Annotated in this window: 13 protein-coding genes; 10 read left to right on the forward strand and 3 right to left on the reverse strand. The window is 68.9% G+C overall.

What is annotated here, in order from left to right:
- Positions 1-9: 9 nt before the first annotated feature.
- Positions 10-420: a DUF3597 domain-containing protein gene (locus AC56DV_RS11470; RefSeq protein ID WP_496314401.1), complete on the forward strand. Its 411-nt coding sequence runs from the start codon at positions 10-12 to the stop codon at positions 418-420.
- A 21-nt stretch (positions 421-441) separates the two neighbouring features.
- Here the strand turns inward: AC56DV_RS11470 and AC56DV_RS11475 are convergent, their stop codons facing one another.
- Positions 442-1383 carry an MBL fold metallo-hydrolase gene (locus AC56DV_RS11475; RefSeq protein ID WP_496314722.1) on the reverse strand — a complete coding sequence of 314 codons (942 nt, stop codon included), beginning with the start codon at positions 1381-1383 and terminating at the stop codon, positions 442-444.
- Positions 1384-1440: 57 nt separating this feature from the next.
- Positions 1441-2280, reverse strand: coding sequence for an alpha/beta fold hydrolase (locus tag AC56DV_RS11480; RefSeq protein WP_496314402.1), 840 nt, complete (start codon positions 2278-2280; stop codon positions 1441-1443).
- A 193-nt stretch (positions 2281-2473) separates the two neighbouring features.
- Between AC56DV_RS11480 and AC56DV_RS11485 the strand changes: the two genes are divergently transcribed.
- On the forward strand, positions 2474-4066 hold the full coding sequence (locus AC56DV_RS11485) for a methyl-accepting chemotaxis protein (protein ID WP_496314403.1): 1593 nt from the start codon (positions 2474-2476) through the stop codon (positions 4064-4066).
- A 20-nt stretch (positions 4067-4086) separates the two neighbouring features.
- Here AC56DV_RS11485 and AC56DV_RS11490 read toward each other — a convergent pair whose 3' ends face one another.
- Positions 4087-5019, reverse strand: a complete 933-nt coding sequence (locus AC56DV_RS11490) for a LysR family transcriptional regulator (protein ID WP_496314404.1) — start codon at positions 5017-5019, stop codon at positions 4087-4089.
- Positions 5020-5130: 111 nt separating this feature from the next.
- On the opposite strand from AC56DV_RS11490, the gene AC56DV_RS11495 reads away from it, so the two are divergent.
- The 8 genes from AC56DV_RS11495 to AC56DV_RS11530 all read left to right on the forward strand — a co-directional run bounded on the left by AC56DV_RS11495 (position 5131) and on the right by AC56DV_RS11530 (position 15198).
- Positions 5131-6222 (forward strand): alkene reductase, encoded by a 1092-nt coding sequence (locus tag AC56DV_RS11495; RefSeq protein WP_496314405.1) that lies wholly within the window; start codon positions 5131-5133, stop codon positions 6220-6222.
- 144 nt (positions 6223-6366) lie between these two features.
- Positions 6367-9102, forward strand: coding sequence for a bifunctional diguanylate cyclase/phosphodiesterase (locus tag AC56DV_RS11500; protein WP_496314406.1), 2736 nt, complete (start codon positions 6367-6369; stop codon positions 9100-9102).
- Positions 9103-9137: 35 nt separating this feature from the next.
- Complete coding sequence (locus tag AC56DV_RS11505) at positions 9138-10235, forward strand: sensor histidine kinase (protein WP_496314407.1); 1098 nt, start codon at positions 9138-9140, stop codon at positions 10233-10235.
- Positions 10232-10846, forward strand: a complete 615-nt coding sequence (locus AC56DV_RS11510) for a response regulator transcription factor (RefSeq protein WP_496314408.1) — start codon at positions 10232-10234, stop codon at positions 10844-10846. Before AC56DV_RS11505 ends, AC56DV_RS11510 begins: the two co-directional genes overlap by 4 nt.
- A gap of 95 nt (positions 10847-10941) precedes the next feature.
- Positions 10942-11391, forward strand: coding sequence for a response regulator transcription factor (locus AC56DV_RS11515; RefSeq protein ID WP_496314409.1), 450 nt, complete (start codon positions 10942-10944; stop codon positions 11389-11391).
- A 9-nt stretch (positions 11392-11400) separates the two neighbouring features.
- Positions 11401-12897 (forward strand): putative bifunctional diguanylate cyclase/phosphodiesterase, encoded by a 1497-nt coding sequence (locus tag AC56DV_RS11520; RefSeq protein WP_496314410.1) that lies wholly within the window; start codon positions 11401-11403, stop codon positions 12895-12897.
- Positions 12898-12931: 34 nt separating this feature from the next.
- A complete protein-coding gene (locus AC56DV_RS11525; RefSeq protein ID WP_496314411.1) occupies positions 12932-14623 on the forward strand; it encodes a methyl-accepting chemotaxis protein in 1692 nt (563 codons plus the stop codon).
- The gene (locus tag AC56DV_RS11530; protein ID WP_496314412.1) at positions 14620-15198 is read left to right on the forward strand and encodes a LuxR C-terminal-related transcriptional regulator; all 579 of its coding nucleotides are present in this window, start codon (positions 14620-14622) and stop codon (positions 15196-15198) included. The genes AC56DV_RS11525 and AC56DV_RS11530 overlap by 4 nt, the downstream gene beginning before the upstream one ends.
- Positions 15199-15205 lie beyond the last annotated feature (7 nt).

A 15205-nucleotide genomic window follows, 5' to 3' on the forward strand; every position in this document is an offset into this window, starting at 1 on the left:
GGCTATATCATGGGTATCCTGAGTAATATATTCCACAAGATCTTCCCCGGCTCGCATCCTGCGGTCACGCAGGCCGGCGCCCCAGCGGCGCCCGCCGCCACGCCCGCAGCCGCTCCGGCAGCTGCCCCCGCCGCACCCGCCGCTGCGCCGGCCGCCATGCCGGAGGTGGACGTGGTGGCCATCCTGGACCAGAAGGCGCAGAGCGCCGGGCAACCGCTGAACTGGCGCACCTCGATCGTCGATCTGCTCAAGCTGCTGCAGCTGGACAGCAGCCTGGATGCGCGCAAGGAACTGGCCAGGGAGCTGCACTACAGCGGCGACACCGGCGATTCGGCGGCGATGAACATCTGGCTGCACAAGCAGGTGATGGCGAAACTGGCCGCCAACGGCGGCAAGGTGCCGGCCGACCTGGCGTCCTGATGTCCGCGCGCCGGGGCATTGCTAGTCCTTGCCCGGCGTGCCTTCGTAGTTGACCGGCAGCCAGCGATAGCCGGCGTCCGCCTTGCCGATGCGCCCCAGGCCCGGGAAGGCGATGTGGGCGGCTCCCACCACCATCTGCCGGCTGGCCGCCATGTCCAGCAGCTGACGGCGCAGCTGCTGCGCGCCCGCCGCGTCGCTGTCGTATTTGACGGTGGCGTCGGGGTGCGGGAACTGCAGCGGTGCCACGTGCACGATGTCTCCCCACACCAGCAACTGGCGGCCCTGGCTTTCAACCAGGTAGGCCGCGTGGCCCGGCGTATGCCCCGGCGCCGGCAGGGCGCGGATGCCGGGCTCCAGCTGGCCGTAAGCGGCGTACGGCTGGAAGCGGCCGGCGGCCTGGTACGGCGCCACGGCGGCCCGCGCGCTGTCGAAGAAGCTGCGCAGGAATTCCGGCGCCGCGTCCTGCGCGGACCGGCTCAGCCAATAGTCCGCTTCACCCTGCGCCATGCGCAGCACGGCGTTCGGGAACGCGGCGGCGCCCTGGCGCAGGATGCCGCCGGCGTGGTCCTTGTGCAGGTGTGTGAGCAGCACCGTGTCCACTTGCTCGGGCTGGTAGCCCGCCGCGCGCAAGTGCTCCAGCATCCTGCCGCAGCAGTCGCCATACAGCGCGCCTGCGCCGGCATCGATCAGGATCAGGCGTTTGCCGGTGTTGACGAGGAACGCGTTGATGGAGCCCTGCACCGGCTGCGCCAGTCCGGCATTGTCCAGGTCCCGGCCGATCTGCTCCGGGGTGATGTGCTTCATCACCGTATCGATGGGGAAGGCGTGGGTGCCGTCGGACAGCACGGTGATTTCGAACTCGCCCAGCAGCATGCGGTAGTAGCCCGGCGCCTGGCTGCGCACCTGCGGCGCCGCCGCTTGCGCGGGGGGCGCAAGCCATGTGAGCGGCGCGAATTGCAGCATGGCTGCGGCCAGCAGCGGGAACGTGAATCTGATGTTGGTCGCGGCCATGGTGTTGGATCAGGAACGCAGGAAGGCCAGCAGGTCGGCGTTCAGCTTGTCCTTGTGGGTGGTCGGCAGGCCATGGGGCGCGCCTTCGTACACGCTCAGCGTGCCGTTCGGCAGCAGCTCCACGGCGCGGCGGGCGGTGGCGGCGATCGGCACGATCTGGTCGTCGTCGCCGTGGATCACCAGGGTCGGCACCGTCATCTTCTTCAGGTCTTCCGTGAAGTCCGTCTCAGAGAACTGCTTGATGCAGGCGTAGGCGCTGCGGATGCTGCACTGCATGCCCTGCAGCCAGAAGGTGTCGCGTACGCCTTCGGAGATCTTGGCGCCGTCGCGGTTGTAGCCGTAGAAGGCCATGGTCAGGTCCTTGAAGGACTGCGAACGGTCGGCTTGCACCGCGCTGCGGATGCCGTCGAACACTTCCATCGGCACGCCGTTCGGGTTGGCCGGGCCCACCAGCATCTGCGGCGTGACCGCGCCCACCAGCACCGCGCGCGCCACGCGGCCGGTGCCATGGCGGCCGACATAGCGCGCCACTTCGCCGCCGCCGGTGGAATGGCCCACCAGGGTGGCGCCGTTCAGGTCCAGCGCTTCGATCAGCGTGGCCAGGTCGTCGGCGTAGGTGTCCATGTCGTTGCCGTGCCATGGCTTGCTCGACAGGCCGTGGCCGCGGCGGTCGTGCGCGATAACGCGGTAGCCGTGTTCGGCCAGGAACATCATCTGGTCTTCCCAGGCGTCGCCCTGCAGCGGCCAGCCGTGGCTGAACACCACGGCCGGACCATGGCCCCAGTCTTTGAAATTGATCAGCGTGCCGTCGCGGGCGGTAACGGTGTTGATGGTGCGGGTGGTGGTCATGGCAGCTTCCTTTCGGTTGAGTGGAGCCGCCATTCTGCGCAGCGCGCGATTGAACGTCTATCTGGACTAAGGGAGAGACGGCGCTGCTACTTCATTGCGCCAAGCGCAAAACAGCTCGCCGCGCAGCGCGTATTCCCGGCCCCCCGCCGTGCCGCTAAAGTCGGCATTCTTCCCAAGAACACGGAGCGCGCCCATGAAACGCCTGAATCGCCTGACCTTTCAACAGAAACTCTGGCTGCCGCTGGCGGCCAGCCTGCTGTGCATCTGCGCCCTGTCGGTGCTGCATGCTTTTGAAACCCGCACCTTGCGCTACGACGAGCGCAAGTCCAACCTGTCCGACGTGGACCAGGCAGCGCTGTCCATCGTGCGCGGCCTCGCTTCGGCAGCGGCAGCCGGCGAGCTAAGCCACGCCGACGCCAAGGCCGAAGCGCGGCGCGTGCTGCGCCACATGCGATTCGGCGAAGACGGCTATATCGCCATCCTCGGGCTGGACGGCACGGCGGTGCAGAATCCCGGCAACCCGGCCAACGACGGCAAGTCCATGCGCGACTTCCGCGACCCGGACGGGCGCTATGTGTTCCGCGAGGTGGCCCGGCTGGGAAGCTCCGCGCAGGGCGAGGGCTTCCTGTCCTATTTGTGGCTGCGGCCGGGGCAAAAGGAACCGTCCAACAAGTTGAGCCGCGTGGTGAGCTACCAGCCGTGGGGTTGGGCGCTGGTGGCAGGTGTGTACACGGACGATATCGACGCCGCTTTCCGTGTCTCGCTGTACCGCGCGCTGGGGCTGACCGCGTTGCTGTGCGTCTTGCTGGCGGGCGTGGTGGCGCTGGTGAACCGCAGCCTGCAGCGGGCGCTGGGCGGCAGTCCGGAATACGCGGTGGAGGTGGCGCGGCAGATCGCCGCCAACAATCTCGGCATGGCCGTCGCCACCGCGCCCGGCGATGAGAGCAGCCTGCTGCAGGCCATGAAGACCATGCAGCAGAACCTGGCGGGCATGATAGGCGCCATCAGCACCAGCGCCGGCACGATCGCCTCGGCTTCCTCGCAAATCGCCACCGGCAACCTGGACCTGTCGGCGCGCACTGAGAGCCAGGCCAGTTCGCTGGAGCAGACGGCCGCCTCGATGGAGCAGCTCACGCAGGCCGTGGCGCAGAACGCGGAGCATGTGCGGCACGCCAATCGGCTGGCCGGCGAGGCGGGCGAGGTGGCGCACCGGGGCGGGAACGCGGTGGCCGAAGTGGTGCAGACCATGAATGAGATCCATGCCAGCGCCAGCCGCATCGAAGCCATCACGGGTGTCATCGACGGCATCGCGTTCCAGACCAATTTGCTGGCGCTGAACGCGGCGGTGGAGGCGGCGCGGGCAGGGGAGCAGGGCAGGGGATTCGCGGTGGTGGCGGCCGAGGTACGCGGCCTGGCCCAGCGCAGCGCAAGCGCCGCCAAGGAGATCAAGGCCCTGATCGACGCGTCGGTGCGCGGCATCGCCGAAGGCAGCGCGAAAGCCGCCCACGCCGGCGGCACCATGGATGAAGTGGTGGCCAGCGTGAACCGGATGCGCAGCGTACTGGCCGGCATAGGGGAGGCGTCCAGCGAGCAAAGCATCGGCATCGGCCACGTGCATGCCGCCATAGCGGACATGGATGCCGTCACGCAGCAGAACGCGGCGCTGGTGGAGCAGGCAGCGGCGGCGGCCGGCAGCCTGAGCGACCAGGCCGGCGTGCTGGCCGGGCTGGTCGGGCGCTTCCGGCTGGCGCGCCAGCCGCTGCGGCTGCACGGCGCGGCGCACTAGCGGCGCGCCATCGGCGTGCTTCAGGCCTGCTGCTGCGCCAGGTGCTCGGCCAGCAGGTCGACAAAGGCCTTGATCGCCTGCGAGCCGCGCCGGTTGGCGGCGTACATGGCGTACAGGCCGACCTCCATCGGGCCCGGGTTGGCCTGGTAGCCGCCCAGCACCTGGCGCAGCGCGCCGGCGGCCACGTCGGCGCGCACCAGCCAGTCCGGCAGCATGGCGATGCCCACCCCATCCAGCGCGGCGCGGCGCAGCATTTCCGAGTTGTTGATGCTGAGCGTGCCGCGCACCGGCAGCTCGGCGCAGCCGCCCGGTTCCTGATCCTGATTCTGGCCCAGGCATTGCAGGCGCCAGCCGCGCCGCGTGCCCCCGTATGAAAACAGCAGGCAGTTATGGCGCAGCAGGTCCTGCGGCGTGCCCGGTGTGCCGTGCTGCTGCAGATAGGCAGGGCTGGCGCAGATCACGCGTTGATGGCCACCCAGGCGGCGCGCGATCAGGTTGGGCTGCTGCTGCGCTTCGCCGATGCGGATCGCCACGTCGATGCTCTCGTCCACCATGTTGCTCACCGCGTCGCTCAAGTGCAGGTCCAGCTCCAGCCCGGGATGGCGGCGCCTGAGCTCCCCCAGCAGTGGCGCGATGAACATGGTGCTGAACGTCACCGGCGCGGTCACGCGCAGCAAGCCGCCGGCGTGGCCGTGGCGGGCTGCTGCCGCGTCGTCGGCCTGGTCGAGCTGCGCCAGGATCGATTGCGCGCTGGCGTAATACTGCTCGCCGCTGTCGGTCAGCGTCACCTTGCGCGTGGAACGGTTCAGCAGCGCCGTGCCAACCCGCTTTTCCAGCGCGTCCACCAGCCGCGTCACCGACGACGCGGCCATGCCGAGCTGGCGCGCCGCAGGGGAAAACCCGCCGCTGGCAGCGACCAGGCAAAACGCCTTCAATTCCGCAAAACGGTCCATCTGCTATTCCCTCATCTTTGCGCACAGCGCAACGGTGTTGTCGGCGCCGTCCCGCTTATCGGCGCGCCCCTGCAACGCTACAGTGGAGGCATCACTTACACGGAGCCGAATATGAAAAACCTCTTGCAACCACTTACCCTTGGCGGCCTGACCTTCAGCAGCCGCATTGCCATGGCGCCCGTCACGCGCTCCCGCGCAGGCGGGGGCGGCGTTCCGACGGCCCTCAACGCGGAATATTACCTGCAGCGGGCCAGCGCCGGCCTGATCGTCAGCGAAGCGACCAATGTCTCGCCCGATTCCGCCGCCTTTGAACTGGCGCCCGGCATTTACAGCGAGGCCCAGGTGGCCGGCTGGAAGCTGGTTGCGGACGCCGTTCATAGCGGGGGCGGCCATCTGTTCATGCAACTGTGGCACGGCGGCCGCGTGGGCAGCCACGCGCTGCTCGAGGGCCGCCAGCCGCTGTCGCCGTCCGGCTTCAACGACGACCTGGGCATGCTGCAGGTATACGGCGCGCTTCGCAACGGCCACTACACCCGCCTGGCCGCCTCACCCTCACGCGCCATGAGCGTGGACGAAATCCATGCGGCGGTCGCCGAGTTCGGCGCCGGCGCGGCCAACGCCCTGCGCGCCGGGCTGGACGGCGTTGAGATCCACGCTGCCAACGGCTATCTACCGCAGCAATTCCTGTCGCCGCACGTGAATCGCCGCAGCGACGAATTCGGCGGTAGCGTGGAAAACCGCGCCCGCTTCCTGCGCCTGGTGATCGAGGCGGTACTGCAGGTGCTGCCAGCCCATCGTGTGGGCATCCGTGTTTCGCCGTACGCACTCTATAACAACGCGATCGACGCCAATGCCGCCGAGACCTACGGCTACGTGCTGCGCATGCTCGACAGCTACGGCATCGGCTACGTGCACGGCGCCGACACCAACGCATGGGGCGGGACCAGCGACATGGCGCAGCTGCTGCAGCTGGTGCACGACAACTACAGCGGCATGGTGATCGCCAACGCCGGCCTGTCGCCGGAACAGGCCGAACAGCTGGTGCAGGACGGCCATGCCGACATGGTCGCCTTTGGCCGCCAGTTCATCGCCAATCCCGACCTGGTGGCGCGCATTGCCCGCAACGGCCCTTACAACACGCCCGATCCGTCCACCTTTTACGGCGGCGGCGCGCGCGGTTACACGGACTACCCTGCATTGTAAGGCGCGGGCACGGCCAGCGCCACCGGTCTGATATCACACTTTGGTATGGGTTCGCATACCTAGATCTGATTTCCAGGCGTGCCGCGCTTGCCTATAGTTGTCACATCGCCGCAGCGCCGCGGCTGTCATCTACCGGAGGGAGCCATGCCAGTCGAATTGTTAGCCCGTTGGCGGCGTCCGCGCCGCGCCACTGCCGAGTGGCTGGTGCTGGCGCTGGTGTTGCTGATGGGTAGCCTGATGGCTGTGTACTTCATCTGGACCGAGCGCAGCCTGCTGCTCGGTTCGGACATCGAGCGCATGCGCATCCAGACCCTGATCATCGATGAGAACCTGCGCCATCAGCTGGAGGGCGTGCGCAATGCGCTCGACAGCGCGCGCAATGCGGTCAGCTCCTTCGGCAGCTTCGGCGCCCCCGGCGGGCCGGGCGGCGCCTGCGCGCAGGATTGCCGCCGCATGCTGCTGCAGTCGCTCAAGCGCGCCATGCCGGGCGTGCGCGCGCTGGTGGTGGTGGACCGCGAAGGCCGCATCCAATTGTCCGACGACGACTTGCGCGATGCGCGCCTGGACGACAAGGGCTACACCAGCCAGGTGGCCAGCATGCGCTCGCCGGACACGCTGTACCTGTCGCAGCCGTTCGAGAACACGCCCGGCGTGTTCAACATCAAGCTGTCGCTGGCGATGGTGGACGGGGAGGGGCGCAACGCCGGCGCGGTCAGCGCCATCTTGAACCCGGAGTACTTCGACGCGGTGATGCGCTCGGCCTTGTACGCGCCCGACATGAGCAGCGCCATTACCGATGACGGCGGCCACCGCATCCTGTACGTGCCCGCCAATCCGGCCGCCATGCGCGCCGACGCCGCCTCCGATCCCTTCTTTCATTACCACCAGCGCAGCGCCATGCCGCTGACGGTGCTGGCCGGCGGGCGCAGCCTGGTGGTCCAGCGCACCATGCAGCTGCGCGAACTGGGGCTGGACAAGTCGCTGGTGGTGAGTCTGTCGCGCGACCAGGCGCACATCGAGGCTGGCTGGCACGGCATGGCCTGGATCAGCGGCCTGGCCTGGCTGCTGACCGGCGCCACCGGCGCGGGCGGCCTGGCGCTGGCGCAGCGCCGCCGCATGGCGCTGGAGCGGCTGGCCCAGGCCCGCGAGGAGGAGCGGGCCGCCGCCGCCGAGCGGGTGGAACTGGCGCTGAACGGCGCCAACCTGGGGCTGTGGGAGTGGGATCTGGCGCGCGACGTGCGCACCGGGGACGGCCGCGCGGCCGCCATGCTTGGCTACCTGCCGGGCCAGCTGCCGCAGGATCCGGGCAGCTGGCGTTCCCTGGTGCATCCGGACGATTGGGATGCGCTGGACGCTGCGCTGTCCAGCCACCTGGGCGACGCCAGCCGCTCTTACGAGGCCGAATACCGCATGCGCCACCGCGCCGGCCACTGGGTGTGGCTGCAAAGCCGGGGCAAGGTGAGCGAGCGCGCGGCGGACGGCACGGCCTTGCGCATGGTGGGCACGCGCATGGACATCAGCGCGCGCAAGCTGGCCGAGGCGGAAATAGCCCACCTGGCCTTCTACGACGGCCTCACCAAGCTGCCCAACCGCCGCCTGCTGCTGGACCGCCTGGGCCACGCCATCGCCAAGTGCGAACGCGGCGGCTGCCACGGCGCGGTGCTGTTCGTGGACCTGGACAACTTCAAATCCCTCAACGACACGCTGGGCCACGAGATGGGCGACCGCCTGCTTGAAATGGTGGCCTTCCGCCTGCAGCAGGTCACGCGCGACAGCGACACCGTGGCCCGCCTGGGCGGAGACGAGTTCGTGATCCTGCTCGAACACCTGGGCGCCGGCGCGCCCGAAGCGGCCGCCCATGCCGAAGTGGTGGCGCAAAAGGTGGTCAACGCCCTGAGCCTGTGCTATCCACTGGACGGGCACGAGCTGCGCAGCACGCCCAGCATCGGCGTGGTGCTGTTTGGCGCCGGCAGCCACACCATCGGCGATCTGCTGCGCCAGGCCGACCTTGCCATGTACGAGGCCAAGGCGGCCGGCCGCGCCACCTTCCGCTTCTTCGATCCGGTGATGCAGGCCGCGCTGGACGCCAGCGCCATGCTCGAATCGGACCTGCGCTTCGCGCTGGCGCGCGGCGAGATGGTGCTGCATTACCAGCCGGTGGTGGACGCGGACGGCTTGCCCACCGGCGCCGAGGCGCTGCTGCGCTGGCAGCATCCGCGCCGGGGACTGGTGCCGCCGGCCGAATTCATCCCGCAGGCCGAGCGCAGCGGCTTGATCATCGATATCGGCGACTGGGTGCTGGCCAATGCCTGCCGCCAGCTGGCGTTGTGGGCGGGGGCGGAGCGCACGCGCCTGCTCACCATTGCCGTCAACGTCAGCGCGCGCCAGTTCCGCCAGCCCGGCTTCGCCGACCATGTGCTGCAGATCGTGGCCGCCAGCGGGGCCGATCCGCGCCTGCTGAAACTGGAACTGACCGAAAGCATGCTGCTGGCGGACGTGGACGACATCATCGCCAAGATGGCGCAGCTGAAGGCCAGCGGGGTGGGCTTCTCGCTGGACGACTTCGGCACCGGCTATTCCTCGCTCAGCTATTTGCAGCGCCTGCCGATCGAGCAGCTGAAAATCGACCGTTCCTTCGTGCGCGACATGCTGCGCACTCCGCACGCGGCCACCATCGTGCGCAGCATCGTCACGCTGGCGCACAGCATGGGATTGAGCGTGGTGGCCGAGGGCGTGGAAACGGAGGCGCAGTGGCAGGCGCTGCGGCGCATGGGCTGCAACGGCCTGCAGGGCTATTACTTCGGGCGCGCCGAGCCGGCCTCGGAACTGGCCAATATCATACTTTGGTCTAAGGTCATTCCTGTTGCCATCGAACTATAATATGACCATACCAATCCGTTTGAGGAAGGCCGGGCATGGTCAGGGTTCAAGGCAGTCCGCTGCTGTCGCTATTGCTGGTCGGCCTGACGCTGACCATATTCGCTGTTGATGCATTCACGCCGCTGGACGTGGCTATCGCCGTCATGTACGTGGTGGTGGTGCTGCTGTCGGCCAGCGTGTGGCGCCGGCGCGGCGTGATGCTGACCAGCGCCGTGTGCCTGGGCCTGACGCTGCTGGCCTATGCGCTGTCGCACGCGGCCATGTTCTCCGGGCCGGCGTCCGGCCGCATGCTGGTCAGCCTGGCGGCGGTCGGCATCACCGCCTACCTGGCGCTGCGCTGGCAGGCCGCCACCAACGCGCTGATCGCGCGCGAGGAGGCGCTGCACCGCTCGCAGGCGCAGCTGGCCCATGTCACCCGGGTGACCATGCTGGGCGAGCTGGCCGCCTCCATCGCGCATGAGGTGAACCAGCCGCTGGCCGCCATCGCCACCAACGGCGAGGCCAGCCTGCGCTGGCTGAACCGCCCGCAGCCGGACCTGGACGAGGCGCGCGCCGCCATCGGCAGCCTGCTGGAGGCGGCCGGCCGCGCCAGCGAGGTGATACGCCGCATCCGCGCGCTGGCGCGCCGCAGCGACCCGCGCCATCTGCCGCTGGCGCTGAACGACGTGGCGCTGGAAGCGGCCGGCCTGGTGCGGCGCGAACTGGCCAGCCACCAGGTGACGCTGAAGCTGGACCTGGCGCCCGGCCTGCCGCTGGTGCGCGGCGACCGCGTGCAGCTGCAGCAGGTGCTGATCAATCTCCTGATGAACGCCATGCAGGCCATGCAGCACTGCGCGCCCGGCCAGGCTGTGCTGACGCTGCGGACCCGCAGTTGCGACGAGGGCGGGGTGACGTGCAGCGTGGCCGACACCGGTCCCGGCATTCCCGCCGATCATCTGCCCAAGCTGTTCGATGCCTTCTTCAGCACCAAGGAAGACGGCATGGGCATGGGCCTGCCGATCTGCCGCTCCATCATCGAAACGCATGGCGGGCGCATTTGGGCCGGTGCGCAGGCCGAGGGCGCGGCCGGCGGCGCCGTGCTGCTGTTCTCGTTGCCGGCCCTGGAGCGCAACACGCTGGAGGGGGCGGCATGATCGTCTATATCGTGGATGACGACGCGCCGCTGCGCGCTGCCATTTCCAGCCTGCTGCGCTCAGTGGGCCTGCGCGTCTGCGACTTCGGCTCGGTGCCGCAGTTCCTGGCGCACCGGCGCGAGGAAGCGGCCAGCTGCCTGCTGCTCGATGTGCGGCTGCAGGGCATCAGCGGGCTCGATTTCCAGGCCGAGCTCAATCGCGACGGCGTGGCTCTGCCCATCGTCTTCATGACCGGCCATGGCGACATTCCGATGTCGGTGCGCGCCATGAAGGCCGGCGCGCTCGACTTCCTGGCCAAGCCGTTCCGCGACCAGGACCTGATCGACGCGGTGAACGCGGCGCTGGAGGCGGACCGCGCCCGGCGCGAGGCCGGCCGGGCGCAGCAGGCCTTGCAGGCCTGCTACCAGTCGCTGACCCCGCGCGAGCGGGAGATCATGGCGCTGGCGGCCAGCGGCTTGATGAACAAGCAGATCGCCGGGCTGGTGGGCACCAGCGAGGTGACGGTCAAGATCCATCGCGGCAACGCCATGCGCAAGATGCAGGCGCGCACCTTCGCCGACCTGGTGCGCATGGCCGAAGCGCTCGGCATCGACACGGCGCGCCCACGTTGAACCAGCCAAGGGTATAGCCGCACTATACCCATGTATGATTTCGCCGCCGCGGCGGCGCCTGTATCGTGCTCCCATGATGTTTCAGGGAGTACGCCGTGTCCAGTTTTACCAGTTCCAGTTCAGCCCAGGGCCCATGCCGCGTCGCCATCGTCGATGACCATGACGACGTGCGCGGCGCCGTCAGCAGCCTGCTGCGTTCCTACGGCTACGCCGCCGCCGAATTCGATTGCGCCGAGAGCCTGCTGGCCGCCGGCGCGCAACACAACAGCCAATGCATCATCAGCGACCTGCAAATGCCGGGCATGAGCGGCATTGAGCTGCTTGAGCATCTGCGCCGCCAGGGCTGCACGGTGCCGTTGATCGTCCTGACCGCCTTCCCCGAGCCTGCAGTGCGCCAGCGCGCGCAGCAGGGCGGGGCGGCGGCCTTTCTCAGCAAACCGTTCCAGGGCGACGAGTTGATGCGATGCGTCAGCCTGGCCTGCGCCGCAGCGATTTCTTCGTCTTCCTCGTCTTCTTCTGGTCCATCCGCCTCATCCACCATTTAGGGAGCAGATATGAGTACAGCCTGGAATTCGCGCCGCACCGCCTACGCGCTGCTGGTGTGCCTGATTGCCGCCAGCGTCGCGCTGTCGGTGCTGATCGAGCGTTCCACCGGCGCCGGCATGGCGCGCCTGGTGCACCTGTTCGACGTGGTGGCGTTGCTCACCGGCGGCTTCCTGCTGTACCACGTGCGGGAGCGCTTCCGCGTCGAGCAGCAGCTGGCGCACCAGGCCGGGCACGATCCCTTGACCGGCCTGGCCCACCGCCGCTCTTTCGAAGCGCGGCTGCGCGGCCTGCCGGCGCGGCCGCACACGGTGGTGCTGGGCACCATAGACCGCTTCTCGCGCATCGTGGGCGGCTACGGACACGGCTTCGGCGACCGCATGATCATCGGCCTGGCGCGGCGCATCCAGCACGCGGCCGAAGCCAGCGGCGGGGAAGTGTACCGGCTGGACGGCGCCAACTTCGCCATCCTGTACCAGGGCCGCCGCGACAGCCCCGGCTTCGACGCCGCCATCGCGGCGCTGCGCGCCAAGGCCGGCCAGCCCTATGTATGCGAAAGCCACGAGGTGTTCACCACCCTGAGCCTGGGCGCGGTGTGCTACCCGCAGGACGGCGCCGAACCGGACACCCTGCTGCGCAATGCCGACGCCGCGCTGCAGGCGGCGCGCCAGGCCGGCGGCGACACGCTGGTGCGCTACTCCGAGAGCCTGAATGCGCAGGCCGGCCAGCGGCTGGACCTGGAAGCGCAACTGCGCCGTGCGGTGGAGCGCAAGGAACTGGAGCTGCATTATCAGCCGCAGCAATCGCTGTCGCACGGCGGCCTGATCGGCTTCGAGGCGCTGATACGCTGGCGCCGCGGCGGCGAACTGGTGGCCCCGGGCCGCTTCATTCCGCTGGCCGAGGAATCCGGCCTGATCGTCTCCATCGGCGAGTGGGTGCTGGAAGAAGTGTGCCGCCAGCTCAGCGTGTGGCAGGCCGACAGCGGCCGCCGGCTGGTCATCGCGGTGAACATCTCGCCGCGCCAGTTCGCCGCGCCGGGCTTCCTGCCTCACATCGAGGCGCTGCTGGCCAGCACCCATATCGATCCTTCCTGCATAGAACTCGAGATCACCGAAGGCGTGATGATGGAGAACGCCGAAAGCGCCATCGTGCTGCTGCAGCGCCTGCGCGCGCTGGGCTTGCGGCTGTCGATCGACGATTTCGGCACCGGCTTTTCCAGCCTGGCCTACCTGAGCCGCTTCCCCATCGACAAGCTGAAAATAGACCAGTCCTTCGTGCGCGACATGGGCACGGTGAAGGAACAGAGCGCCATCGTGCAGGCCACCATCGGCCTGGGCCACAGCCTGGGCATGACGGTGATCGCGGAGGGCGTGGAAACCGAAGCCCAGCGCGCGCTGCTGCACGGCTGGCAGTGCGACGAAATCCAGGGCTACCACTACAGCCGTCCCTTGCCCGCCAAGGCCGCATTGAATTTCCTGCACGGCAGCATGCAGCTGCGCGCAGCCTGACGACAATAAACCCCGCCACCAACCGGAGACTGACATGAACTGGTTCTACCATCTGAAGATTGCGCAAAAGCTGATCGCCGCCATTGCCGCCGTGCTGGCGCTGACAGTGGCGCTGGGCTTGTTCTGCTTCTTGCAATTGCAGCACCTGAACCGCGTCAACAGCGAGATCACGCAGCGCTGGGCGCCGGCGGTGCGCAATGTGCTGCTGATCAAAGCGGACCTGCTGCGCTTCCGCACCTACGAGCTGCAGCACGCGCTGTCCACCCAGGCCAGCGAATTCGACTACTACGAAGCGCAGATGGACGATGAAATGGCGCAGCTGCTGGCGGCGGTGGAGTCCTACGCGCAAGGGCCCAAGTCGGCCGCCGAGCAGGCCGACTTCCAGAAATTCCGCACCGCGCTGGATGCCTACCGCGCCGCCGCGCGCCAGGTGGTGGCGCTGAACCGCAGCGGCAACCATGCCGCCGCATTGGCGGTGCTGCGCGGCGACTCGCGCAAGTACAACTTCGAAGCCTCCGGCCTGGTGGCGCGCCTGGTGGCTGCCGGCGAAGCGGGCAGCGACGCGGCTGCCGCCTCGGCCTCCAGCGCCTACGCCAAGTCGCGCACCATGATCACCGGCCTGATCGCCGCCACCGTCATCCTCGGCATGCTGCTGGCGGCTTGGGTGGCGCGCCTTATCTCGCGCCCCTTGCACCAGGCGGTGGCGATCGCCAAGCGCGTGGCCGGCGGCGACCTGCGTTCGGTCGCCGTCACCGGATGGCGCGATGAAACCGGCGAACTGCTGCGCGCGCTGAACGGCATGAATTTGCGCCTGCAGCAGATGGTGGGCCAGGTGCGCAGCGGCGCCGACACGATCGCTTCGGCCTCGTCGCAGATCAGCGTCGGCAATGCCGACCTGTCCAGCCGCACCGAACGCCAGGCCGCTTCGCTGGAAGAAACCGCCGCCACCGTTGAGCAGCTCACCGTCACGGTGGGCCACAATGCCGACAAGGCGGCGCAGGCGCACAGCGTGATGGAACGCACCGCCGCCGAAGCGCAGGACGCCGAGCAGGCCGTGGGCGCCATGCTGGCCACCATGGACGGCATCGACGCTTCCTCGCGCCGCATCGGCGATATCGTCGGCGTCATGGACGGCATCGCCTTCCAGACCAACCTGCTGGCGCTGAACGCGGCGGTGGAAGCGGCACGGGCCGGTGAGCAGGGACGCGGCTTTGCCGTGGTGGCCGGCGAGGTGCGCAGCCTGGCGCAGCGCAGCGCGCAGTCGGCGCGCGAGATCAAGCAGCTGATCGCCGCTTCGATCGAACAGGTGGGCGAGGGCAGCCGCGTGGTGCGCGGCGCCGGCGCCACCATCGCCGGGGTGACGGGCGGCGTGCGCCGCGTGGCCGGGCTGGTGGCCGACATCAGCGCGGGCAACCGCGAGCAGAGCATCGGCCTGCAGCAGGTGAACGTCACGCTGTCCGAGCTGGACGGCGCCACCCAGCAGAATGCCGCGCTGGTGGAAGAGTCGCTGGCGGCCGTGGTGTCGCTGGGCGAGCAGGCGCAGCGCCTCACGCGCAGCGTGGACGTGTTCCGCCTGCACGATGCGGAGCAGGATGCAAGCGAAGGCGTGATCGAAATGGAGCTGGAGCCGGCGGGCGCCGGCGCAGCCCCGGGCTGGCCCGTGCGCCGCGCCGGCGCCCCACGGCGCCCGCGCGCCCATCCTGTCTACGTGGCGGGGGTGGTATGAGCGCCATCAAGGTCTACCTGCTGCACGACTGCCCCATCGTCAGGGCCGGCCTGAGCGCCATCCTGTCCGGCCAGCCGGACCTGGACGTGAGCGCGCCGGCGCAATGGCCCGCCGCAGGCGAGGATTGCGTGGTGATTGCCGACTACGCGGCGGCGATGCAAGCGGCGCGGCAGAAGGAACGGTCGGGGCGGCTGATGGTGTTCACGTCGCTGCGCAAGGAATGCCAGGTGCTGCGCGCCATGGAGGGCGGCGTGCTGGGCTACCTGGTGCAGGAGTGCGCGGCGGAGGACGTGGCGGCCGGCGTGCGCGCGGTGGCCCAGGGCACGCGCTACCTGTGCGGAGCCGCCAGGCTGGGCGTGGTGAACTCGCTGGGCCGCCAGCAGCTCACGCCGCGCGAAGAGGAAGTGCTGCACATCCTGGCGCGCGGCTGCCCGGACAAGACCATCGCGCGCGAACTGGGCATCGGCCTTGGCACCGTCAAGACCCACATGAAGCAGCTGATGCACAAGTTCGACGCCGCATGCCGCACGCAGGTGGTGCTGGCGGCTTTCGAGCGCGGCCTGCTGGCGGCCTAGCGCGTGG

Source organism: Massilia sp. BGA-UO-ETr-WB1 (assembly GCF_059567845.1).